Genomic DNA, 22340 nt, shown 5'->3' on the forward strand with positions numbered 1-22340 from the left:
TGTTCATGAACGTGCTTTCCCTGCGTCCTTTCGTACGCCTGTCGGCCATTGCCGGCCTGGCCTTGCTGCCATTGGCCGGCTGGGGCTCCGGCTGGCAGGTCAGTGTCGATGAACAGAATGGGCTGCCCACCGTGACACACGGCGGCGGCCCGGTGATGAAGGCCAAGTTCGACTTCTGGGCCGCCAACTGGAGCTGGACCGGCTTCTATACCGACTTCAAGGTCAATGGCCCCTACCAGTACACACTGCGGGGCAAGAACAAAGAGCTGGACTTCGACCTGGCGGCGGATATCCGCAAGGAGCAGGCACAAACCCTGAGCTGGGCCTTCGACCTGGACGCCCATAGCCGCCAGACCGGGGTGATGGGTGGCGGCATGGTGTTCCAGTTCGACCCGGCGCAAATCGCCGGCGATATGGGCGCGCCCCAACTGCTGGCAGACAATCGCGGCTGGTCCTGGGGCAAGGCTGACCAAGGTCGGCGCATCGAAATGCGCTTCGATCCGCCATTGGCCAAGGTGTATTTCGAGCGTGGCAACCCATCCGAATTGCGCGCGTTCCTGTACAAAGACCCGATCAGCGCCGGCAAGCAACAACTCAAGGCTGTACTCAACGTGACCGGCGACATCGAGCTGGGGCCCACACCCACTGAGCGCTTCGGCCTGGCCGACCCTGCCAGTTGGCCGGATGACCAGCTGGACTGGCGCACCTCGCCGGTGGACCTGTCGTTCCTCAACGCGGCGGAAAAGCCCGCCGGCAAACGTGGGTTCGTCAAGGCGGTCGGTGAACAACTGATGTTCGAAGACAACACCCCCGTGCGTTTCTGGGGCACCAACCTGTCTGCCTATTCGCTGTTCAAAAGCCCCGACGACGAAATTCGCCAACAGGCCAAGCGCCTGTCCGCACTGGGGTTCAACCTGGTGCGCCTGCACCACCACGACTCGCCCTGGGTCAGCCCGAACGTGTTCGGCGACGATACCTTGGTGCGCGACACCCAGCAGCTCAGCGCCGAGTCACTGCGCAAGCTCGACCTGTGGATCAAGGCGCTCAAGGACGAAGGCATCTACATCTGGCTGGACATGCACGTACAGCGCGCACTTACCGCCAACGACAACATTGACGATTTCGATGAGCTGCCCAAGAAGGATGACCGCGTCGACCTGAAGGGCTATGCCTATGTGAACAACAGTATTCAGGCGGCGATGAAGCGCTTTGCCGAGCAGTACCTGACCCATGTGAACGCGTACACGGGCCTTGCCTACAAGGACGAACTGGCCATCGCCGCCGTGCTGATCACCAACGAGAACGACCTTACCCAACACTACGGCAACGCCCTGATGCCGAACAAGGATGTACCGCGCCACAGCGAGCGCTACATGGCAGCGGCCAAAGCCTTCGCCAGGCAGTACAACCTGCCCGTCGACCAAACCTGGCGCGCGTGGGAGCACGGCCCGTCGAAGCTGCTCCTCAACGACCTGGAACAGCGCTTCAATGCCGACATGATCGCTCACCTGCGCAGCGTGGGGGTAAAGGTGCCAATAGCCACCACCAGCACCTGGGGCGGCAATGGCCTGAGCGCATTGCCGGCCCTGACCGCAGGCGACGTCGTCGATGCCCACAGCTACGGCGCCATCGGCCAACTGGAGAAGAACCCGTTGACCAGCGACGGCATGATCGACTGGATCGCCGCCGCCCAGGTCGTGGGCAAACCACTGACCGTCACCGAATGGAACGCCGAGCCTTTCCCACTGCCCGACCGCCACTCGCTGCCGCTGTACGTGGCCGGCACGGCCAGCCACCAGGGCTGGGACGCGCTGATGCAATATGCCTACAGCCAGCAGGCCTTCAACCCGGGCTGGCGCACGGCGGACAACTGGCACGCCTACAACGACCCCGCGATGATCGCCATGCTGCCCGCTGCTGCCCTGCTCTATCGCCGTGCCGATGTGAAGCCTGCCACCACCCATTACGTATTCGCACCGACGCCCGCCACCCTTTACAACCAAGAGATCACCCCACGAAATTCGCCTTTGTTGCGCACAGCCATGGAGAAGGGCCAACTGCAGATTGCCCTGCCGCAAACACCGGAGTTGCCGTGGTTGAAACCGGCCGCCATTCCCGCAGGTGCGCAAGTGCTGCAAGACCCAGGGCAATCGCTGCTGGCCACCGATGCTACCGAATCGGTGACCGACACCGGCGAGCTCAAGCGCAACTGGCAACAAGGCATCTACACCATCGATACCCCACTGACCCAGGCCGCCACCGGCTGGCTGGGAGGTCGTTCGATCAGCCTGGGGGCCATTCAGGTGCAAACGAAAACGCCTTACGCCAGCGTCGCGGTACAGAGCCTGGACGGCAAACCGCTGGGCCAGTCACGGGAGCTGCTGTTGTCATTGGGTACCCGCGCCATGCCCAAGGCCGATGACAAGACGCCATTCAATGTCGAACCCTTCGAGGGCAGCCTGACCATCAAGGCGCCCGCCGGGTTGAAGCTGTTCGCGCACGATGCGCAGACCCAACTCAAGCCGCTGCCGGCAACGTACAAGGACGGGCATTACGTGATTACGTTCGACGGCAACTACATGTCCAACTGGCTGTTCTTGAAATAGGGCATCTGGCCATCTACGCTCAAGTCACCTGTAGCTGGCCAATTCACCTGTACTTTTCAGGGACGGTTCACTGCGTCTGTAAAACAGCAGGTCACAGGAGGTGCGGATGAAGTTCCTGGTTGTCGGTGGCGCCGGCTACATCGGCTCGCACATGGTCAAGCACCTGCTCGCCGCCGGCCACGAGGTGGTGGTGGCGGACCTGGTTGCACCCGCCCCTGGCGTTCAGTGGGCCAGGCTGGACATCGCAGACGAAGCTGCACTGGATGTGCTGTTCGGCGTGTGTCGCTTCGATGCCGTGTTCCACTTCGCCTCGTTCATCCAGGTGGGTGAGTCGGTCAGCGCGCCTGGCAAGTACTACCAGAACAACGTTGCCGCCACCCTTAGCCTGCTGCAGGCGATGGTGAATGCGGGAATCAGGCATCTGGTGTTTTCTTCCAGCGCGGCCGTTTACGGTAACCCGCAGTATGTGCCTATTGACGAAGCGCATACCAAAGGGCCGATCAACCCCTACGGGTTGAGCAAATGGATGGTTGAGCAGATTCTCGAGGACTTCGACCGGGCCTATGGCTTGAAATCGGTTTGCCTGCGCTATTTCAATGCGGCAGGCGCTGACCCGGAAGGCCAGCTGGGAGAGCGCCACGAACCCGAAACCCACCTGATCCCGCTGATCCTGCAGGCTGCTTCGGGCCGACGTGAGGCGGTGACGGTGTTTGGCCGGGATTACGACACGCCGGATGGCACCTGTATACGCGACTACATCCATGTGGCCGACCTGGCGACGGCGCATGCGCTGGCGGTGGACTATCTATTGAAGGGTGGCGAGCGCACGGCGTTCAACCTCGGCAATGGCCATGGTTTTTCAGTGCAGGAAGTGATCGATACTGCCCGTGCGGTGACTGGGCGTGAAATCCACGTAATCGACGCCCCGCGTCGCGCCGGCGACCCTCCCCGGCTGGTGGCCGATGCCGGCAAGGCAATGAACGTATTGGGTTGGCGGCCGGAGTTTGTATCGCTGGAGCAGATTGTGCGGCATGCGTGGCAGTGGGAGTTGCAGTATCCCTGGACCCTGCATCAGGGCTGACATCCTTGGGGGCGCTTTGCGCCCCATCGCGACACAAGGCCGCTCCTACAGGTACAGCGCAAATTTCGACCATTGCGCTGTACCTGTAGGAGCGGCCTTGTGTCGCGATGGGCTGCGAAGCAGCCCCGAGGTCTTGAGCCTCAATAGTAGGTCCGCGGTTGCTCGTCAGCCTTGTTCAGCACCGTCCCGATCAGGTTCACCTGCCCCAGGTGATGCAGGCAATCCTCGATTTCCTTCTTGTTGTTCATCCCGTTGGCCACCACCAGCAATACACAGTCGAACTTGGGTATCACGGTGATCGCATCATCAGAGCTAAGCAACGGTGGCAAATCGAAAATACAGATGCGCGACTCGTAGCGGTTGCGCAAATCGCTGATCAGGTTGTTCACCTTGGGCGACGACAGCATCTCGGTCGACAACGGCACAGGTACCCGCGTAGGCAACACGACAAAGCGCGGCAGGGTCGGGTTGACCAGGCACTCCTGCAGTTCGGCCTTGTCCGTCAAAAACTCGTTCAGCGCCTGTTCCATGGGCAGGCCAAGGCTGCTGCCGACCTTGGGCCGACGCAAGTCGAAGTCCACCAGCAGCGCCGTCTTGGTGGTGTGGTGGGCGATGCTCATGGCCAGGTTGATCGCCAGCACCGTCTTGCCCGCCTCAGGTGTAGGTGAGGTGATGGCCAAGGTGCGCCAGCCGTTTTCGTCCATAAGCCTGAGTACCTGCGTGCGCAGCAGGTCGATCGGCCCGTTCATGCTGGAGTTCTTGTTGTAGGCCACGATGCGGTGACGCTCAAGGTGCTCCGCGCGAAGCGGCACTACCTTGGTGTTCACGTAGTCGAACTGGCCAGGCACTTCCGCCAGTGCCGTCCCCGGGGCAGGTGACAAAGCCTGGGGAGTTCCCGGTGTCACCGGGTGAACGTTATTGCCAATAGCCGGCTTGATCCTGTCCATCACTGCTTTCCCTATGCAAACCGAGACATGACTTTGAACAACAGCACATCCAGTGGCATGTAGAACACGTGCACCAGCACTACCATGATAGCCGCCAGTACCAGCGCCGCCAGGATCAACCCGTTCCGCCAGCGTTTACGCCTGGCCACATCCGCTTTGGTATCGATGTACGGCACCGCCACCAACACGCGTTTGCCCAGCAGGTTTTCCAGGGCACCGACGCCGCGCACCCGCTGGTTGAGCATTTCCAGCAGCATCACCAGCGCACCACCGCCTGCCGGCGCCAGCACCAGCCCCAGGGCCGCGATTTTCTTGCGGTTGGGCTTGATCGGCTTCTCTGGCATCAACGGTGGCTCCAGCAGCACGAAGCGCTCGGCCTTGTTTTCCTGTTCCAGGCTTTCGGTAATCTTCGCGCCCATTTCCTTGGCGCGGATTTCTTCGTACTTCTTGCGCGCGTTGTCGTGGTCGCGCATCAAGGTCACCAAGCCACGTTCGACCTGCGGTGCTTCGAGGATCTCGGCCTCGTAGCCTTCCATCTTTTTGGTCAGTTCGCGCTTCTGCTCGGCCAGCGAACTGATACGTTCCTGGGCTGCACTCATCTTGGCGCGCACGCGGGCAACATCGAGGCTCACCGTGGAAGCCGCTGCCGTGCGACCTCCCGTGGCTTCGAGCGCCTGAATCTTGCGTTTGATCGCCACCACATCCGGGTGGGCGTCCTTGTAGCGGGTCAGCAAGCGGGCGTACTCAGCCTTCAGGCTCGGCAGGTCCTCGGGCTGGTCGGCGCTCGCTGATTTGCTGCCTTCGGTTGCCTTGGTGGCCAGGCCAGCATTGGCGGCAGACAACTCCAGCTCAAGGTAGCGCAGCTCTTCCTGGGCAGCCTTGTAGTCACGGTCGACTTCACGGAATTCCAGCTCCGAGCGCGACAGCATGTTCATGCGCAGGGTCTGGTGCTCGGGCAAGGCGTTGGCATGGGCTTGCTTGAAGTCGGCCAACTGGTTTTCCAGGCTGGCCAGCTCGGCGCCCAGCTTGTTGGCCTCCTGGGTGAGAAATTCGGTGGTTTCGTTGGCCCGTTCGGTGCGCTGCTTGAGGTTCTCGTTGAGGAACAGCGTCACCAGCTCGTCAGCCACTTCCTTGGCCACTTGCGCCTGCTTGTGTTCGAAGGACACATTGAACGCCACGGTGGCTTCCCCCCGCCCGCGCACAAAGGTGGTGAGGGTTTCGACCACGATGGCATTGCGCATCTGGTCGATCTTGTCGCTTTCGCTGAGGCGCTTGTCGGCGAACAGGTCGTACTTGCCGATGATGCGCAGCAGGTTCTCACGGGTCATCACCCGCTGGCGGATCACCTCGATGCGCTCATCGGCAAAGCTGGTGTTGTTGGTAGACACCAGCTCGGGCGAAATCTGCTGCGACTCCACCAGGATAGTGCCGGTCGACTGGTAGATCGGCGGCACCATCAACGCGACAGCCACGGTCGCGGCAAGAATGACTGCGGCACTCACCCCTAACACCAGGGCCCTGTCCTTGATAATGGCGATGTAATCCCTGAGGGAGAGTTCGTAGTCAGACTTCATGGGGCCACCTGCCTGAAGTTCAGATGTCGGGGTACCTGTACGTCAACGTCAAACCAACGATCGTCGCGGTTGCATCCGCTACATGGTCCTGCTGCCGTTCCTTGTACATCAGCGACAGGCGCAGGTCCCAGTACGGCGAAAACTGGCGGCTGGCCCATACGCTGTAAGTCTGTAACGTGTTGGGGCTCTGCCCCTTGCTGTCTTGCCAGGCCGCGTCCGCGCCCACCCGGTTCAGCTCGCTGACCGCGTAACTCCACACGCCGCGTACCTGGTCCAGCTCGGCGAAGCCACCTTCGGCGCTGGCCACCGTGCTGCGTTCGGCAGTAAAGCTGGCATCTGCGCGCACACCGGTGTACAGCAGCGATACGCCGCCCTCCCCGCGCCGGCCGCCTTCGTCACCGGATACTTCGTTGACGCCTACGTGCGCGTCGGCGCTCAGGCGTTCCGAAAGCTGGTACTTGATCCCCACCGCCGGGGTGTAGCTGTTGGAGGCTGTCGCGGTAAGGTCTTGCTCGGGCTCATACCGCCGCGCGCCGAAACGGGTGTACAGGTCGGCCCGCTCGCTCCAGGCGTAGGTCCAGGTAAAGACGTTCGCCAATTCGTCGTAACCCGTCAGCGTACTGATGTCATAACGGGCGCGGCTGTATGTGGTTTCGTTACTCAGGGTGCTGCGTTCGGTAACCGCCTGGCTCCAGTTGCCGGTCAGCGTATACAGCTTTTGCGTACCGTCGGTGGTGATCACGCCCGTGTCCAGCACGGTTCCCGACAGGGTCGAGCTTTCGTTATAGCGTGCCACCAGGCCAAAACGCCCACGCTCGGTCGTGCGCTGCCAGCCCAGGCTCAGGTCAGGGTCTTCCCGGTCATCGACTATGTCCGTGTCGGATGAGCGCAACACATGCATGCCCAACCCCAACCTCAGTTCGTCACGGTCGAAGGTACCGATCAGGGTGTAGTCCGGCGCAATGATCGTGCGCGTTATGCCCTTTTCCCCCGACGTCAGCAACAAAGGGTTGCTGTCGTATTCGACGGATGTCGGTACCACCACCGTGGACTGCCAATTTGCCGCCAGGACCGCGTCCGTGAACGGCAAGACCAGAATTGCCGTTGCAATGCGTGTTGTTTTAAGAAGAGGCATTAAATGTTCTTATTAAAGGCAAGATCAAGGAACGACCAGCGTGTCGCCAGCCTGAAGTTGGATGTTGGTGGACATGTCCCGCCCAGACACCAGGTCCTTATATCGCACGGGCAGGATCTTTTGGGAAGCGCCAGTGCCACGGACCACCTTGATTTCGCTTTCGTCAGCAAACTTGTCCAGGCCGCCCGACATGCTCAGGGCCTGAAGCACCGCCGTAGGGCCTGCCATTTGCACCGGGCCCGGCTTGATCACTTTGCCTTGGACATAGACCAGGTTGCCAGCGATGCTCTTGACGACAACGCTGACGTTCGGGTCGGGGAGGAATTTTTCGAGTTTGGCAGCGACTTGCTTTTCAACTGCCGTGACATCCAGCCCGGCAACATCGATGCGCCCGGCCAGGGGGAAGGTAATACTGCCGTCGGGAAGTACGGTGGCTTCTTGACGCAGGCTTTCTTCCTGCCACACCGAAACCATGACGACATCGCCTGGGCTGAGCAGGTAAGTCGCACTGCTCTGGTCGGCGTTGCCCACGCCAGACCACACCGTCAGCATGCAGAATGCGGCAATCAATGAACGCTTCATGAGGGTCCCTCCGGCCAAATGGCCCGACAAAGAGCACTGAATGAGAACAGCACACCAACTCTCGCTCCGCTTCGCGACCGACATCCGTCGCGATGGCCCCTACCTTCCTGGAGGCCTTTACCTTGACGCTGTATACGTAGGCTGCAACGTGCTGCAACCGTGGGCCTCATGGGCTAATGGGAATATAGCAACGGTTGGGGAATTCACAAGCCAGGCCCAAGGCTTGGAGCAACGCGTTGTACTTTATAAACACGCCGAGCAGGTTCAGATCTTTCTTCTGTTAGCCACCAGCACAAAGCCGACAACAGCAAAAGCCAACAACCAGCCTGCAGTTGAAACAGGAATGATACTGTTTTGATTTACATACGAATCTGCTGCGCGAGCGGCACCACTCAGCAACACCAGCAAAAACATCGATTTGATAATCAGAGTCGTGCGCATACGCCCCTCCAAAAAACAGGAAAATCAATTAGTTATTGGCGTGGTGTGGCGGGAGTTGTTTCGCTGTTGACTTGAGCTTATGGGCACAATGACACTACGTCAATGATCCGACACCATAATAAAATTCAATGGGAGATGGGCGAACTCGTCAAAATACCGACATGCAGAATGTGCAACGGAATGTTGTCGTAATGGAGGGTGTGCGTCACGGTCAAGAAGGCATGGGGCCGTGCCACACGCCCCCTGCTATTCATTCGTCCGCGTGGTGAACCACGACCAGCAGCTGCGCCGGCTGCGCACCCACCGAGCGCAGTCGGTGGGGTGTCTGGGCGTTGAAATGCAGGGCATCGCCCTGCTCCAGCAGCACCCGCTCGTTCATGAAATCCACCTCGACCTGGCCGGCATGCACGAACAGGAACTCCTCGCCCTGGTGCTCCTTGAACGTGGGGTCACTGAATTCGGAAGGCGGCTGGATCAGGAACGGCAACAGGCTGCGCTGCCCCACCTGGCTGGTGAGGGCCGCATACCCCGGCCCTTGCCCATCGCCGACCAAAGCCTGGCGTTCGCCATGGCGCACCAGGCTGTAGCGGCTCGCCCCTGTCTGTTCTTCGGCGAACAGCTCTTCAACATTGACGTTCAGCGCCCGCGCCAGCTTCAGCGCGGCTGCGATCGAGGGTGTGTTGAGGCCACGCTCGACCTTGGACAGGTAGCTTTTGGTCATGCCGGTCTTTTCGGCCAGCACTTCCAGAGTCATCCCCAGTTTCTTACGCAGCAGTTTCAATCGGATAGACATGTGACGCGGGTTTCCCAGGCTGAGGCAGCCATGATACGCGTCTGAAAGCTGACGCCAAGCCTGGGAGCCCCTTTAGCTACGGCATTACCGGCGGCACATACTGCAGCGTCGTGCCTAGTGCCCACAGCAACACCAGCACCAACGGCACATGCACCAGCAACTGGACGAAGGAAAAACCGATCAGGTCGCGCGCCTTGAGCCCTAGCACGCCCAGCAGCGGCAGCATGTAGAACGGGTTGATCAGGTTCGGCAAGGCTTCGGCAGCGTTGTAGATCTGCACCGCCCAGCCCAGATGGTACTGCAGGTCGTTGGCCACCAGCATCACGTAAGGCGCTTCGATGATCCACTTGCCACCGCCCGAAGGGATGAAGAAGCCCAGCACCGCCGAATACACGCCCATCAGCACGGCATAGGTGTCATGGGTGGCGATCTGGGTGAAGAACAGCGAGATGTGATGCGCAAGGGTCTGCTCATCCACACCCTTGACCTGGGTAAGGATGGCGGCAATCGAGCCATACAGCGGGAACTGGATCAGCACCCCGGTGGTGGTCGGCACCGCTCTCGCTACGGCGTCAAGAAAGCTGCGTGGGCGCCAGTGCAACAAGGCACCCAGCATGATGAACAACAGGTTGTAGGTGTTCAGCCCGGAAATCGCCGTGATCGCTGGTTTAGTGGCGAACTCCTGGTACAGCCAGCCAGCGGCCAGGGCCACCAGCAGCAGAATCAGGATCGGGCTGTGCTCCAGCCACTCACCCGGGCGGGTACGTTGCGGTGCCGGGGGCGCGGTGAAGCTGGGGTCGACACCGCAGTCTTCGGCGCTGCGTGCGCTGTTTGGGCCAGGGGCCGTGGCGTAGGCAATCACCAGCGACACCACCACCAGCGCCGCCAGCATTACGCCGGATTGCCAGAGGAAAATGGTTTCGGTGAACGGGATGACCCCGGTAATCGACAGGATCGAAGGGGGCAGGCTGGCCGGGTTGGCTTGCAGTTGAGCAGCCGATGACGACAGGCCCAGTGCCCATACCGCGCCCAGGCCCAGGTAGGCGGCAGCACCTGCGGCACGGTAGTCCATTTTCAGCTCGGTGCGCCGTGCCAGGGCGCGTACCAGGAGGCCACCGAATACCAGCGACAGGCCCCAGTTGAGCAAGGAGGCCAACATCGAGATCAGCGCGACCCAGCACACTGCCGAGCGACCATTGCCAGGGATGCGCGCCAGGCGGTCGATCAGCCGTGCGGCAGGCGGCGAGCTGGCCACCACATAACCGCCGATCACCACGAAGGCCATCTGCATGGTGAACGGAATCAGGCTCCAGAAGCCATCGCCAAAGGCTTTGGCAGTGTCGGTCGGCTTGGCCCCCATGGCCAGCGCGCCGATGCACACCAGCAGCACCGCCAGCGCGGCGAACACCCAGGAATCGGGGAACCAGCGTTCCGCCCAGTTGGAACAACGCAAGGCAAAGCGGGCGGAGCGGCTGTCTTGGATTTCAGCGGCCACAGTTGAATTCCTTTTATTGGTTTTATGATGTGAAACCGTGTTGCCAGGCAACACAAAAACCTGTGGGAGCGGGTTTACCCGCGAATGCGGCGGTGAATGTACCGACGCATTCGCGGGTGAACCCGCTCCCACAGGGTAGGATCGCGTGATGCCTTAGAAGGTCATTTCCTTCACATCATCCGGCACGATCAGCTTGCCGGCGGTTTTCTCGATGATTTCCTCAACGCTCACCCCTGGTGCGGTCTCGCGCAGGATGAAGGCGCCGTCTTCGATTTCCAGGTAGGCCAGGTCGGTCAGCACCTTGCGGATGCAGCCAGCACCGGTGAGTGGCAGGCTGCACTGCGGCAGCAGTTTGGACTCGCCGTCCTTGGAGGCGTGGGTCATGGTGACGATGATGTTATCGGCGCCAGCCACCAGGTCCATGGCACCGCCCATGCCCTTGACCAGTTTGCCCGGGATCATCCACGAGGCGATGTTGCCCTGCACGTCCACCTCGAAGGCGCCCAGTACGGTCAGGTCGACGTGGCCGCCTCGGATCATGGCGAACGACTGCGCCGAATCGAAGATCGAGGCACCGCGGCGGGCGGTGACGGTTTGCTTACCGGCGTTGATCATGTCGGCATCAATCGTACTTTCGGTCGGGAATTCGCCCATGCCGAGCAGGCCGTTTTCCGATTGCAGCATCACATCCATGTCGGCGGGTACGTAGTTGGCCACCAGGGTCGGAATGCCGATACCCAGGTTCACGTAATAGCCGTCCTTCAGTTCACGGGCGACGCGTTGCGCCATCTGTTCGCGGGTCAGTGCCATGGTCAGGATCTCTTTGTTGTTCTGGTGGATGGCGCTCAGGCCTTGACGGTGCGCTTTTCGATACGCTTTTCGAAGGTGCCGACGATAACGCGGTCCACATAGATGCCCGGGGTGTGGATTTCGCTGGGCAACAGCACGCCTGGCTCGACGATTTCTTCCACTTCGACCACGGTGATCTTGCCGGCGGTGGCTGCCAGCGGGTTGAAGTTTTGCGCCGTGTTGCGGTACACCACGTTGCCGTAGTGGTCAGCCTTCCAGCCCTTGACGATGGCGAAGTCGCCTGTGATGGACTCTTCAAGGATGTATTTGCGGCCCTTGAACTCACGCACTTCCTTGCCGTCGGCAACCGGGGTGCCGTAGCCGGTGGCGGTGTAGAACGCCGGAATACCGGCACCTCCTGCGCGCATTTTCTCGGCGAGGGTGCCTTGCGGAGTCAGCTCCACCTCCAGCTCGCCGCTGAGCAGCTGGCGTTCGAACTCGGCGTTTTCGCCCACGTAGGAAGCGACCATCTTGCGGATCTGCCGGTCTTCCAGCAGTACGCCCAGGCCAAAGCCGTCGACGCCGCAGTTGTTGGAAACCACGGTCAGGCCCTTGACGCCGCGCCGCTTGATTTCGCCAATGAGGTTTTCCGGGATGCCGCACAGGCCGAAACCACCGGCCAGTACCGTCATGTTGTCGGTCAGGCCTTCAAGGGCCTGTTCATAGGTTGCAACGCGCTTGTCCAGTCCGGCCATGCTGATCCGCCTTTTGTAGTTGTTGAACCGACGAAGCTGTCGGTGAGCGTGTGAAGACATCTTCACCGCAAGCGACTGATTTGTTAATTTTGTTTTCGTCATCGATTGATAACTTTTACAAAACAAAAATAGGCCCGTCATGAACGTCAAGCAACTGCGTGCCTTTGTCGCCGTGGCCAAGTACCAGAGCTTTGCCCAGGCCGGAGAGCACCTGCATGTCTCACAGCCCGCCCTCAGCCTGACCATCAAGGCCCTGGAAGAAAACCTCGGCGGCGCCCTGCTCAGCCGCACCACACGTAGCGTCAGCCTGACCGCCGAAGGCGAAGTGCTGCTGCCACTGGCACGGCGGCTTCTGGCCGATTGGGACGACACCGAGGAGATGCTGCGCCAGCGCTTCACCTTGCAACTGGGCCGCGTGGCGGTGGCAGCCATGCCGGCCTTTGCCGGCAACCTGCTGCCCCACTCGCTCAAGGTGTTTCGCCAACGCTACCCCAAGGTCAACGTCACCGTGCATGACGTGATCAATGAACAGGTGCAGGAACTGGTGCGCCATCGCCGCGTCGAACTGGGCATCGGCTTCGAGCCGGACAACATCGACGGGCTGGACTTCCACCCGTTGTACATGGACCGTTTCGTCGCGGTGGTACCTGCCGACTCGCCCCTGGCACTGCTGCCCGAGGTGAGCTGGGCACAGCTGATGGCCGAAGACTTCGTCGCCCTGCAACGTCCTTCGGCAGTGCGCCTGCTGATGGAGCAGAATGTGGCACCCCAGCACGGCAAACTGGCCGTGGCCTTCGAAAGCCACCAGTTGGCGACCATCGGCCGCATGGTCGCCAACGGCCTGGGGGTCAGTGCCGTACCGGCGCTGTGCATCAACCAGATGCAGGAGCTGGGCGCCCGTTGCGTGACCTTGGTGGAGCCCACGGTCGAGCGGCGCATCGGCGTGATTGCCCTTAGCGAACACAAGCTTTCCACCGCAGCGCAGGCGCTGCTTGAGGTTCTGCATTCCAATACCCGGATCCCGGAGGTGACATGCGTTACGTGAAACTGGCAGGTTCGAGCGTTCCGGCCATTGGCCAAGGCACCTGGTACATGGGGGAAGACCCTGGCCGCAAAGCTGCCGAAGTGGCGGCCTTGCAACAGGGCATCGAGCTGGGCCTGACCCTGATCGACACCGCCGAGATGTATGCTGAAGGCGGGGCAGAAACCGTGGTTGGCCAGGCGATTGCCGGGCGACGCGACCAGGTGTTTCTGGTCAGCAAGGTGTACCCGCACAATGCGAGTGCACGCGGCATGGCAGCTGCCTGTGAGCGCAGCCTCACACGTTTGGGGACTGACTGCATTGACCTGTACCTGCTGCACTGGCGTGGCCAGCACCCGCTGGACGAAACGGTCGATGCATTCGAGCGCTTGCGCGAGCAAGGCAAGATCAAGCGCTGGGGTGTGTCCAATTTCGACGTAGACGACCTGCGCGAACTGCACAACCCTGACTGTGCCACCAACCAGGTGCTGTACAACCCGGCTCAGCGTGGCATCGAGTTCGACCTGCTGCCGTGGTGCGAAAAACGTGCGCTGCCGACCATGGCCTACTGCCCGCTGGCCCAGGCCGGGCGCTTGTTGCAGCACCCCGTGCTGGCAGAAATCGCCGAGCGCCATGGTGCTACACCGGCCCAGGTCAGCCTGGCCTGGGTGACCCGCAACGACGGGGTGATCGCCATCCCCAAAGCCGTGACACCTGAGCATGTGCGGCTGAACGCTGCTGCGGGTTTATTGACCTTGAACAGTGAAGACCTGCGAGCGATAGACCGGGCGTTCCCGGCACCGACGCGCAAGCAGCGGTTGGCGATGGTGTAAGCACCCTGCCTTGAGCATCCTGGGGTTGCTTTGCGGCCCCAATCATTTAATGGAAGTCGCGGCTGCGCACATCCAGCCCCTGCAACAGTGGGCTCACATCCTCCAGCCGCCGCGCAATCAGGTGCCTCACGCCCTCCTCCTGCTCCAGCCGCCCACTGACCTTGAGTAGCTGCGACCCCACCAGCGCCCGTCGCTGCCGTTCGGCCAAGTCTCGCCACACCACCACGTTGACCATCCCGTGCTCATCTTCCAGGGTTACGAAGGTCACGCCACTGGCGGTCTGTGGCCGTTGACGACCGACCACCAGCCCGGCCACCGCAATGTTGTCGCCATGCTCGGCACCTTGCAGCTCTTGTGAACTGCGACACCCCAACGCCCTCAGGCGTGAACGTAACAAGGCCAGCGGATGCGGCCCGAGCGTGGTGCCCAAGGTTTGGTAATCGGCCATCAGGTCCTCACCCACGCTTGGCACAGGCAAATCAACTGCGGCTTCAGGCACCGCTTCCACCTCTGCGAACAAGGGCAGCTGCGGCTGCACCGCCGCCACCTGCCAGCGTGCCTGATGGCGGTCGCTGGCCAAGGTACGCAACGCCCCGCCATCAGCCAGACGGGCACGGGCGCGTTGGTCGAGGCCAGCGCGCAGGCAAAGGTCTTCGACGTCGCGCCACGGCCGTTGCGCCCTCGCCTGCTGCACGCGCCTGGCATCGGCTTCGGCCAGGCCACGCACCAGCCGCAAGCCCATGCGAATGGCCAACGCACCTTGAGCCTCAGGTTCGAGGGTGCAGTCCCAGTCGCTGTGGCAAACGTCGACGGGTCGCACCTCGATACCTTGGCGGCGCGCCTCCTGCAGCAACTGGTCCGGGCTGTAGAAGCCCATGGGCCAGCTGTTGACCAGCGCGCAGGTGAAGATTGCCGGCTCATGGCACTTCAGCCAGCTGCTGGCATAACACAGCAAGGCAAAACTGGCCGCGTGCGACTCCGGGAAACCATAACTGCCAAAGCCCTTGATCTGCTCGAAGATGCGCTCGGCGAATGCCAGTTCGTAACCATTGCGCAGCATGCCTTGCACCAGCCGCTCGCGGTGCGGCTCCAGGCCACCGTGGCGTTTCCAGGCCGCCATGCTGCGACGTAGCTGGTCGGCCTCGCCCGGCGTGTAGTCGGCTGCGACCATGGCCAGTTCCATCACCTGTTCCTGAAACAACGGCACGCCCAAGGTCCGTGCGAAGACTGCCTTGAGCTGCGGCGACGGGTAGGTCACGGGCTCCTGCTTCAGGCGCCGGCGCAAGTAAGGGTGCACCATGTCACCCTGAATCGGCCCGGGGCGGACAATGGCCACTTCGATGACCAGGTCATAGAACGTTCGGGGTTGCAGCCGAGGCAGCATGGCCATCTGCGCACGCGACTCGATCTGGAACACCCCCATCGTCTCGGCGCGGCTGATCATCGCGTAGGTGGCCGGGCATTCGCTGGGGATGGTCGCCAGGGTCAGCTGCCGGCCACGGTGGCGTTGCAGCAAGTCGAAGCAACGGCGCAAGGCACTGAGCATCCCCAGCGCCAGCACGTCGACCTTGAGCAAACCGACCATGTCCAGGTCGTCCTTGTCCCACTGGATCACCGTGCGTTCCGCCATTGCCGCATTCTCCACCGGCACCAGCTGGTCGAGCGGCTGCTGGGAAATGACGAAACCACCCGGGTGCTGCGACAGGTGCCGTGGGAAGCCGATCAGCTCACCCGCCAGTACCAGCACCCGGCGCAACGAAGGGCTGCCTGCCTCGAAGCCGGCTTCTGCCAGTCGCTGGTCGTCGGGTATGCGGTCGCTCCAGCGGCCACAGCATTTGGCCAGGGCATCCACCTGATCCATCGGCAAACCCAGCACCCGCGCCACATCCCGCACCGCACCCGCTGCATGGTAAGTGTTGACCACCGCAGTCAGCGCGGCACGGTGCCGGCCATAGCGGCGGAACACGTACTGGATCACTTCTTCGCGCCGGTCGTGCTCGAAGTCCACGTCGATATCGGGTGGCTCGTTGCGCTCGCGCGACAGGAAACGCTCGAACAACAGGTGGTGCTCCATGGGGTCGAGCTCGGTAATGCCCAGCACGAAACACACCACCGAGTTGGCAGCAGAGCCACGCCCTTGGCACAAGATGCGCTGGCTGCGGGCGAAGGCGACGATGTCGTGCACGGTCAGGAAGTAGCTCTCGTAACCCAGCGCTTCGATCAGCGCCAGTTCCTTGGCCAGCACATCACGCACCTTGTCACTGGGCCCCTGCGGCCAGCGCAACGGCAGGCCCTGCTCGCACAGCACGTGCAACCAGCTTGCCGGGGTGTGGCCCTGGGGCACCAGTTCGCGCGGGTACTGGTACTGCAACTCGCTGAGGTCGAATTGGCAGCGCTGGGCAATGGCCAGGGTTTCGGCCAACAGGTCGAACGGGTACAGCTCGCCCAGTTGCGCCAGGCTACGCAAGTGCCGCTCGCCATTGGCAAACAGAAAGCGCCCGGCTTCGGCCACCTGGCAATGCTGGCGGATGGCAGCCATGCAGTCCTGCAAGGCACGGCGGCCGCGCACATGCATGTGCACGTCGCCACAGGCCACGGCGCGGATCCCCACATCGGCCGCCAGTGCCCGCAGGCGTTGCAGGCGCATGGCATCGTCGTGGCCCCGGTGCAGGTGCACCGCCAGCCACAGGCGCTCATCGAACACACTGCGCAGCCACTCGCCGGTGGCCATATCGTCACTGTCATCGGCCACCCACAAGGCCAGCAGGCCCTGACCGTGCAGCTGCAGGTCGTCACGAAAAAGCTGGTATTCACCCTTTTCTGCCCGCCGACGGGCACGGGTGATCAGTGCGCACAGGTTCTGGTAGCCGGCCAGGTTTTCGACCAGCAGCACCAGCTTGGGGCCGTCGTGCAACTGCACCTCGCTGCCGACGATCAGCCGCAACCCATGCGCCTTGGCGGCCTGCCAGGCGCGTACGATACCGGCCAGGGTACATTCGTCCGTGATCGCCAACGCCTGGTAACCCTGTTCAGTTGCGCGGCGGAACAGCTCCTCGGCACTCGATGCACCGCGCTGGAAGCTGAAGTTGGACAAGCAATGCAGCTCGGCATAACCCGGCGTACTCATGCAAACCAGCCCTGCAACCACAGCGGGCCGGCCTGGCCCAGGTCGCGGTAGGCCCAGCCACGCAGGCCCTCACGGGTTTCGATGCGGTAGTAGTCGCGGCGCACATCGCCGCCATCCCACCAGCCCGATTCGATGCGTTCGGCATGGCCCTGCAACCGATAGCCGGCGTCATCCAGCGCCATCGGTGCAGGCAGTAACCAGCCAGGGCGGCTGCCCGGGGCAACCGGCATGTTGCCTTGTGCGCCCTGCTCTACCAGTTGCCAGGCGCATTCAGGGCGGTGATCTGCAGCCGCGCTCAGCCCCTTCACGGCCTCATCACCCAGGCGGGCGCGCAGCCGCTCACGCAATTGCGCCCAGGGCTGCGCCTGTTGAGCACGCGGGTCGAACAACGGCTGATGCTGCGGCACGAAGGGCGGCAGGTCTTCGGCGACCAACCGCAGGTTGCGCACCGGTGCAGGTATACGCAGTGGCTCCAGGCGCCCACGGGCCAGCTCGAACAGCATCGCAGCATCGCGCTCTGCCGCCAGCAGGCCCACCTTGAGCAGGGTATCCGGCCCTTCGGCATGCTCCAGATGCAGGCAAAAGCGCTGCACGCCACAGTCGCGCCCGGCGAGAAATGCCGCCAGGTCGTTGAGCATGCGCCGCAGCGGGAACAGCAGCGCCTGGTGTGATTCAACGTCGAAATTCAGTTCCAGCCGGGTTTCGAAACGGTCCGGTGGCTGGTAGAAGTCCAGCCCCAGGTTGCGCAGGCCGAGCAACTGGTCGAGGTGCAGCTGTACCTGGGCCGGAAAGCGCCTGGCCAAGGTATCGCGCGGCAAGGCCAGCACCTGGCCCAGCTGACGCAAGCCCATGCGGGCAAAGGCTTCGGCAGCCTCTGCCGGCAAGCCGATTCGCGTGATGGGCATGGCCAGCAACGCTGCGCGAGTTGCATCGGCATCGCTCACCGCCAAGCCGTCGTGGCCATTGGCGAGCATACGTGCCGCCACCGGGTTGCTGGCCAGGACAATGCGTTGGCGCAAGCCCAGGTCTGCCAGCTCCTGGCGCAGACGCGCCTCGAACAAGGGCCACGGGCCGAACAGTTGCAGGCTGGAGCCTACTTCCAACAACAGCGCCCGAGGGTAATGCACGCTGACCTGGGCACTGAAACGGTAGGCCCAGGCCGCCAGCAACTGCTGCACCTGCTCGATGCGCTTGGGGTCGCTTTCGACACAGGTGAAGCCATCCGCCAGGGCACGCGCTGCGGTCAGGGTTTGCCCGGCCCGCAAGCCAAGTGCAGCGGCCGCCGGGTTGACCGCCTGCACCACACGCCGCTGGGTAGGCCCGCCAACAAGCACCAGAGGCGTATCAGGGTCGTCACGCTCACGCAGGACGGTGTCCAGCGCCAGCTGCGGCAGCAGGATGCAGGCCCAGAGCATGGTGCATTAGCCCCGGCCCGGGCAGGCGATGGGCAGCGCTGGCGGCATGCCGCCACGGCTCTTCAGCACACGCCATTGCGCCGGGCGCGTGTCAACGGCAATGCGCAGTGCTGCAGGTGAAGGGTTGTGCGCCGCCTGCTGCGGCCTGCAGGCGAATGCCAATGCCTGACCGGTTTCGGCGGCCACCTGCAAGCGCCTCAGGGCGCGATCATCGGCACGTTCCGGCCAGCATAGCACCGCCGCACAACTGCCCGAGCGCAGGCACTGTTCGGCGGCCCACAGGGCATCGGCGGGGTCGGCATCCACCTGTACCAGCCAGCGCAGGTCCACCCCCGCCGCCTGCCAGGCCGGTGCATACGGAATGAACGGCGGTGCCACCAGCACCACGCGGCTGGCGTCAGCGCTTAGCCGGGCCAGGGTTGGCCACAGCAACTGCAATTCGCCACAACCGGGGCTGGCCAGCAACAGCTCGCTCAGTGCGGCCGCTGGCCAGCCACCTTCCGGCAGGCGCTCGTCGAGGGCCGCATGGCCGGTGGGCTGCAACCCGAGTGGCCGCGCCTGGGCCTGCCGTCCGCGCCATACCCGGCGCTGGTCGAGCAGCCTGTCGAGGTCGACCACCGCGCCCATCAGTCACGCCTCAGCAAGCCGCAGAACACGCCTTCGATGAAGAACTCCTGTTCAGGCTTCACATCGATGGGCGCGTAGGCCGGGTTGCGCGGCAACAGCCGGTAATGGCTGCCTTTGCGTTGCAGGCGCTTGATGGTGACTTCACCGTCCAGGCGCGCAACCACGATCTGGCCATCGCGGGCGTCGGCCTGCTGAAGAATGCCGACCAGATCACCGTCGAAAATGCCGTCGTCGATCATCGAGTCGCCACGCACCTTCAGCAGGTAATCCGGTGTACGGCGGAACAGGCTGGGGTCGAGCAGCAATTGTTCGTGAATGCCCAGGTCCGGGCCGATGGGGGCACCTGCCGCCACCTGGCCCAGCACCGGTACTTCGAGAATTTCGGGCCGGCGCAACGGCTCAGCCAGGCGGATGCCCCGCGCCTGGTTCGGCGTGACATCGATGTAGCCGGCCTGGCACAGGGCAGTGATGTGCTTGCGCGCGACACTGCGCGAGGCAAAACCGAAGCGCGTGGCGATATCGGCCAGGCTTGGCGGCTGGCCATGGTCGGCAATGCGCTCACGAATGAATTCGAAAATGGCGCGGCGTTTGGGGGTTAGATTGTCCATGGAGCACATTTGTACTCTTTTCGGAGCACGCTGAACAGCCCCCTTTGTCGCCAGCTTTGGTTATGATCCCCTGGCTTGTGTTTCTTGATCTGGATATCTCATGCTGACCGCCCTGCTGTTCGACCTCGACGGAACCCTCACCGACACCGATACCCTGCACCTGCAAGCCTTTCGCCAGCTGCTGCGTGAGCACGATGGCCGCGAGCTTAGCCAGGCGCAGTTCGATGCCCAGGTCAGCGGCCGCGCCAACGGCGAGCTGTTCGCCGAGCTGTTCCGCGACGCCAGCGCCGAACAGTGCAAGGCGCTGGCCGACCGCAAGGAAGCGCTGTTCCGCGACCTGTCGCCTTCCCTTGAACCAATGCCGGGCCTGCTGCGCTTGCTGGCACATGCCCAGGCGCGCAGCATCGGCATGTGCGTGGTGACCAACGCACCACGGCTGAATGCCGAGCACATGTTGAACGCCATGGGCCTTGGCCAGCGCTTCGCGCATGTGTTGGTGGCCGAGGAACTGGCGCGGCCCAAGCCAGACCCGTTGCCCTACCTCACCGGCTTGCAGCGGCTGGGCGCCGAAGCCGCGCAAGCGCTGGCCTTCGAGGATTCATTACCAGGCGTGGCTGCGGCCAGTGGCGCAGGAATCTTCACCGTAGGCGTGGCCACGACGCAGACGCCGGAGCGGTTGCTGGCGGCGGGGGCCAGGCTGGTTGTGAATGACTTCGATGACCCGGCGTTGTGGGCATTGATCGAATCCATGCAATGACCGCCCAAGGCCGCCCATGCTGATCGACGAAGAACTCACCCTCAAAAAGCTGGAAACCTTCCTCGCCTTCATGCGCACCGGCAACCTCGGCCGCGCCGCTGCCGAGCTGTCCACCAGTGCGGTCAGTGTGCATCGCGCCATCCACTCACTGGAAAGCGCCCTGCGCTGCCCGTTGTTCAAGCACGAAGGCCGCCAGCTGATCCCGCTGGAAAGCGCTTACGTGCTGGAAAAGAAGGCCCGGCAGCTGATTCAGGACGCTGAGCAGATGGTGCGCCAGACCCGTGAGGCCGCCGGCTTCTATGCTGAGCGCTTCCGCCTGGGCGCGCTCTATTCGCTAACCGTGAAGACCGTGCCCAAGCTGGTCATGGGCCTGAAACTGCGCCGCAGCGAACTGAACATCGACCTCACCCTGGGCTCCAACATCGACTTGCTGCAGCGCCTGAAGAACCACGAACTGGAGGCCATTCTGGTCTCCCTTGACGAAAGCGTCAGCGACCCGGCCTGCGAGCAGTTGCCACTGTTCTCCGACGACATCTTCCTCGCGGTCCCCACCGACTCGCCTTTCGCCGAGCAGGCCGAGGTGGACCTGGCCGACCTGGCCGACTCCACGTTCATTACCCTGACCCAGGGCTTCGCCACCCACCGCGATGGCGCACGGGTGTTCCAGCAGGCGGGCTTTGAACCGAAGGTGGCCATGCAGGTGAACGATATCTTCACATTGCTGAGCATGGTCAGCTCGGGGGTGGGCTTTGCCCTGCTGCCCGGGCGCATCGCCGCGGTATACGAGAACCGCGTCAGGTTGATTGCCTTGAAGCCGCAATATCGCTTGCAGCAGCATATCGGTGTGGTGTTTCTGAAAGCCCGGGAGCGGGAGCCGAACCTGCTGGCGTTGCTGGCGGAGTGCCGGATGTACAGCCTGGAGCGGTAAGCCAGTGTGCGGCATGCCGATCTTGCTGCCACGGCACCAACGCCGAAACCTCAAACCGACAATGCCCGCTGCACCTCGCCCACGGTAGTCGCCAGGCTATTCAGGTGCAGGTTCAACACCCGCTCGACCGGCGCCTGGTCCAATGGCCAGTGCAAAGCAATGCTACCGGCCAGGCGCCCGTCGGCATGCACCGGCAAGGCGATGGCGCGAATCAGGAACGGCAACCGCACCGGATACTCCCAGTGCCCTTCAGTCCGCTGGCCAAAGCCCTTGTGTGCGTCTTCCTCGATATTGCGCAGCACCGTGTCATCACCCAGCCGCTCGTGGGCCGCCAGGCGCTGCACTTCGTCCTCCGCCAGCTCACCCAGGCAGGCCCGCCCCATCGCCGAATGGAACAGGCTGGCATGGTGCCCAACAATCTGGCAGGTGTGCGGATAGCGCTTGCGCAACACTTGGGGGATGGCACTTTCCATCACCTCCAGCCGTTCGCCGTCGAAGCACGACAGGTCTGCCACCAGCCCGGTGCGTTCGCTCAGCTCCAGCAGCATGGGCGCAGCGCTTTCCACCAGGCGCCGCTTGAAACGCAACTGGCGGTCGCCGAACAGGCGCCGCGCACACAGCCGGTACCGCCGGTCGCTCAGGCCACGGTACACCCAGCCTTGCTCCTGCAAGGTGGCAAGCATGCGCGATACCGTGGCCTTGGGCAGCGCCGTCAGGTAATGCAGTTCCTCCAGGCCCAGTGCCTGGTGTTCGCCCAACAGGTCGACAATGGCCAACGCCCGTTCCACGGAACGCACGCCGCCACTGTCTGCCGTGATGCCCATGG

The 22340-nt window shown here is 62.8% G+C and carries 20 protein-coding genes; 6 read left to right on the forward strand and 14 right to left on the reverse strand.

Annotated features, from left to right (window positions below):
* Nucleotides 1-5 precede the first annotated feature (5 nt).
* Together QQ992_RS13420 and galE are read left to right on the forward strand one after the other, a co-directional pair.
* Entirely contained in the window at nucleotides 6-2606 is a 2601-nt protein-coding gene (locus QQ992_RS13420; protein ID WP_286113837.1) for a glycoside hydrolase 5 family protein, read from the forward strand.
* 106 nt (nucleotides 2607-2712) lie between these two features.
* The gene (gene galE, locus QQ992_RS13425; RefSeq protein ID WP_286113839.1) at nucleotides 2713-3687 is read left to right on the forward strand and encodes a UDP-glucose 4-epimerase GalE; all 975 of its coding nucleotides are present in this window, start codon (nucleotides 2713-2715) and stop codon (nucleotides 3685-3687) included.
* Nucleotides 3688-3827: 140 nt separating this feature from the next.
* Here the strand turns inward: galE and QQ992_RS13430 are convergent, their stop codons facing one another.
* From QQ992_RS13430 to QQ992_RS13470, 9 genes are all read right to left on the reverse strand, one after another.
* Nucleotides 3828-4634, reverse strand: a complete 807-nt coding sequence (locus tag QQ992_RS13430; RefSeq protein ID WP_016715296.1) for a CpsD/CapB family tyrosine-protein kinase — start codon at nucleotides 4632-4634, stop codon at nucleotides 3828-3830.
* A gap of 11 nt (nucleotides 4635-4645) precedes the next feature.
* A complete protein-coding gene (locus tag QQ992_RS13435) occupies nucleotides 4646-6208 on the reverse strand; it encodes a GumC family protein (RefSeq protein ID WP_119370051.1) in 1563 nt (520 codons plus the stop codon).
* A gap of 19 nt (nucleotides 6209-6227) precedes the next feature.
* Nucleotides 6228-7343 carry a hypothetical protein gene (locus tag QQ992_RS13440; RefSeq protein WP_119370052.1) on the reverse strand — a complete coding sequence of 372 codons (1116 nt, stop codon included), beginning with the start codon at nucleotides 7341-7343 and terminating at the stop codon, nucleotides 6228-6230.
* A 24-nt stretch (nucleotides 7344-7367) separates the two neighbouring features.
* A complete protein-coding gene (locus QQ992_RS13445; RefSeq protein ID WP_286113840.1) occupies nucleotides 7368-7925 on the reverse strand; it encodes a polysaccharide biosynthesis/export family protein in 558 nt (185 codons plus the stop codon).
* Between the two features lie 264 nt (nucleotides 7926-8189).
* Nucleotides 8190-8366 carry an EPS-associated small membrane protein EppA gene (gene eppA, locus QQ992_RS13450; protein ID WP_016487266.1) on the reverse strand — a complete coding sequence of 59 codons (177 nt, stop codon included), beginning with the start codon at nucleotides 8364-8366 and terminating at the stop codon, nucleotides 8190-8192.
* Between the two features lie 250 nt (nucleotides 8367-8616).
* The gene (locus tag QQ992_RS13455) at nucleotides 8617-9159 is read right to left on the reverse strand and encodes a helix-turn-helix domain-containing protein (RefSeq protein ID WP_286113841.1); all 543 of its coding nucleotides are present in this window, start codon (nucleotides 9157-9159) and stop codon (nucleotides 8617-8619) included.
* A gap of 76 nt (nucleotides 9160-9235) precedes the next feature.
* The gene (locus tag QQ992_RS13460) at nucleotides 9236-10654 is read right to left on the reverse strand and encodes a short-chain fatty acid transporter (protein WP_016715302.1); all 1419 of its coding nucleotides are present in this window, start codon (nucleotides 10652-10654) and stop codon (nucleotides 9236-9238) included.
* 153 nt (nucleotides 10655-10807) lie between these two features.
* The gene (locus QQ992_RS13465) at nucleotides 10808-11464 is read right to left on the reverse strand and encodes a CoA transferase subunit B (RefSeq protein WP_012272371.1); all 657 of its coding nucleotides are present in this window, start codon (nucleotides 11462-11464) and stop codon (nucleotides 10808-10810) included.
* Nucleotides 11465-11499: 35 nt separating this feature from the next.
* Nucleotides 11500-12198 (reverse strand): CoA transferase subunit A, encoded by a 699-nt coding sequence (locus tag QQ992_RS13470; RefSeq protein ID WP_016715303.1) that lies wholly within the window; start codon nucleotides 12196-12198, stop codon nucleotides 11500-11502.
* A 139-nt stretch (nucleotides 12199-12337) separates the two neighbouring features.
* Between QQ992_RS13470 and QQ992_RS13475 the strand changes: the two genes are divergently transcribed.
* Nucleotides 12338-13243: a LysR family transcriptional regulator gene (locus tag QQ992_RS13475; protein WP_286113844.1), complete on the forward strand. Its 906-nt coding sequence runs from the start codon at nucleotides 12338-12340 to the stop codon at nucleotides 13241-13243.
* Nucleotides 13231-14052 carry an aldo/keto reductase gene (locus QQ992_RS13480; RefSeq protein ID WP_286113845.1) on the forward strand — a complete coding sequence of 274 codons (822 nt, stop codon included), beginning with the start codon at nucleotides 13231-13233 and terminating at the stop codon, nucleotides 14050-14052. Before QQ992_RS13475 ends, QQ992_RS13480 begins: the two co-directional genes overlap by 13 nt.
* Before the next feature lie 46 nt (nucleotides 14053-14098).
* Here QQ992_RS13480 and QQ992_RS13485 read toward each other — a convergent pair whose 3' ends face one another.
* From QQ992_RS13485 to lexA, 4 genes are read right to left on the reverse strand one after another with little or no spacing between them, the layout of a single operon-like run.
* Entirely contained in the window at nucleotides 14099-17179 is a 3081-nt protein-coding gene (locus QQ992_RS13485) for an error-prone DNA polymerase (RefSeq protein ID WP_286113846.1), read from the reverse strand.
* Nucleotides 17176-18594, reverse strand: a complete 1419-nt coding sequence (locus QQ992_RS13490; protein WP_286113847.1) for a Y-family DNA polymerase — start codon at nucleotides 18592-18594, stop codon at nucleotides 17176-17178. Before QQ992_RS13490 ends, QQ992_RS13485 begins: the two co-directional genes overlap by 4 nt.
* Nucleotides 18595-18600: 6 nt before the next feature.
* Entirely contained in the window at nucleotides 18601-19221 is a 621-nt protein-coding gene (imuA, locus tag QQ992_RS13495) for a translesion DNA synthesis-associated protein ImuA (RefSeq protein ID WP_286113848.1), read from the reverse strand.
* Nucleotides 19221-19829: a transcriptional repressor LexA gene (gene lexA / locus QQ992_RS13500; protein WP_455906877.1), complete on the reverse strand. Its 609-nt coding sequence runs from the start codon at nucleotides 19827-19829 to the stop codon at nucleotides 19221-19223. Before lexA ends, imuA begins: the two co-directional genes overlap by 1 nt.
* A 100-nt stretch (nucleotides 19830-19929) precedes the next feature.
* On the opposite strand from lexA, the gene QQ992_RS13505 reads away from it, so the two are divergent.
* Entirely contained in the window at nucleotides 19930-20586 is a 657-nt protein-coding gene (locus tag QQ992_RS13505) for an HAD family hydrolase (RefSeq protein ID WP_286113849.1), read from the forward strand.
* Between the two features lie 16 nt (nucleotides 20587-20602).
* Nucleotides 20603-21514: a LysR family transcriptional regulator gene (locus QQ992_RS13510; protein WP_016715311.1), complete on the forward strand. Its 912-nt coding sequence runs from the start codon at nucleotides 20603-20605 to the stop codon at nucleotides 21512-21514.
* Nucleotides 21515-21564: 50 nt separating this feature from the next.
* Here QQ992_RS13510 and QQ992_RS13515 read toward each other — a convergent pair whose 3' ends face one another.
* Entirely contained in the window at nucleotides 21565-22338 is a 774-nt protein-coding gene (locus QQ992_RS13515) for an IclR family transcriptional regulator (protein ID WP_105948085.1), read from the reverse strand.
* Nucleotides 22339-22340: the final 2 nt, after the last annotated feature.

It is taken from the genome of Pseudomonas kurunegalensis (genome assembly GCF_030291635.1).
Classification (GTDB): Bacteria; Pseudomonadota; Gammaproteobacteria; order Pseudomonadales; family Pseudomonadaceae; genus Aquipseudomonas; species Aquipseudomonas monteilii.

Excerpts from the sequence above, each read along its gene's own strand:
- QQ992_RS13455 (WP_286113841.1), bottom strand. The coding sequence starts at position 9,159 with ATGTCTATCCGATTGAAACTGCTGCGTAAGAAACTGGGGATGACTCTG.
- QQ992_RS13470 (WP_016715303.1), bottom strand. The coding sequence starts at position 12,198 with ATGGCCGGACTGGACAAGCGCGTTGCAACCTATGAACAGGCCCTTGAA.
- QQ992_RS13420 (WP_286113837.1), top strand. The coding sequence starts at position 6 with ATGAACGTGCTTTCCCTGCGTCCTTTCGTACGCCTGTCGGCCATTGCC.
- QQ992_RS13445 (WP_286113840.1), bottom strand. The coding sequence starts at position 7,925 with ATGAAGCGTTCATTGATTGCCGCATTCTGCATGCTGACGGTGTGGTCT.
- imuA (WP_286113848.1), bottom strand. The coding sequence starts at position 19,221 with ATGGGCGCGGTGGTCGACCTCGACAGGCTGCTCGACCAGCGCCGGGTA.
- QQ992_RS13485 (WP_286113846.1), bottom strand. The coding sequence starts at position 17,179 with ATGAGTACGCCGGGTTATGCCGAGCTGCATTGCTTGTCCAACTTCAGC.
- QQ992_RS13490 (WP_286113847.1), bottom strand. The coding sequence starts at position 18,594 with ATGCTCTGGGCCTGCATCCTGCTGCCGCAGCTGGCGCTGGACACCGTC.
- QQ992_RS13515 (WP_105948085.1), bottom strand. The coding sequence starts at position 22,338 with ATGGGCATCACGGCAGACAGTGGCGGCGTGCGTTCCGTGGAACGGGCG.
- lexA (WP_455906877.1), bottom strand. The coding sequence starts at position 19,829 with ATGGACAATCTAACCCCCAAACGCCGCGCCATTTTCGAATTCATTCGT.
- QQ992_RS13475 (WP_286113844.1), top strand. The coding sequence starts at position 12,338 with ATGAACGTCAAGCAACTGCGTGCCTTTGTCGCCGTGGCCAAGTACCAG.
- QQ992_RS13430 (WP_016715296.1), bottom strand. The coding sequence starts at position 4,634 with ATGGACAGGATCAAGCCGGCTATTGGCAATAACGTTCACCCGGTGACA.
- QQ992_RS13505 (WP_286113849.1), top strand. The coding sequence starts at position 19,930 with ATGCTGACCGCCCTGCTGTTCGACCTCGACGGAACCCTCACCGACACC.
- eppA (WP_016487266.1), bottom strand. The coding sequence starts at position 8,366 with ATGCGCACGACTCTGATTATCAAATCGATGTTTTTGCTGGTGTTGCTG.
- QQ992_RS13440 (WP_119370052.1), bottom strand. The coding sequence starts at position 7,343 with ATGCCTCTTCTTAAAACAACACGCATTGCAACGGCAATTCTGGTCTTG.
- QQ992_RS13510 (WP_016715311.1), top strand. The coding sequence starts at position 20,603 with ATGCTGATCGACGAAGAACTCACCCTCAAAAAGCTGGAAACCTTCCTC.
- galE (WP_286113839.1), top strand. The coding sequence starts at position 2,713 with ATGAAGTTCCTGGTTGTCGGTGGCGCCGGCTACATCGGCTCGCACATG.
- QQ992_RS13480 (WP_286113845.1), top strand. The coding sequence starts at position 13,231 with ATGCGTTACGTGAAACTGGCAGGTTCGAGCGTTCCGGCCATTGGCCAA.
- QQ992_RS13465 (WP_012272371.1), bottom strand. The coding sequence starts at position 11,464 with ATGGCACTGACCCGCGAACAGATGGCGCAACGCGTCGCCCGTGAACTG.
- QQ992_RS13435 (WP_119370051.1), bottom strand. The coding sequence starts at position 6,208 with ATGAAGTCTGACTACGAACTCTCCCTCAGGGATTACATCGCCATTATC.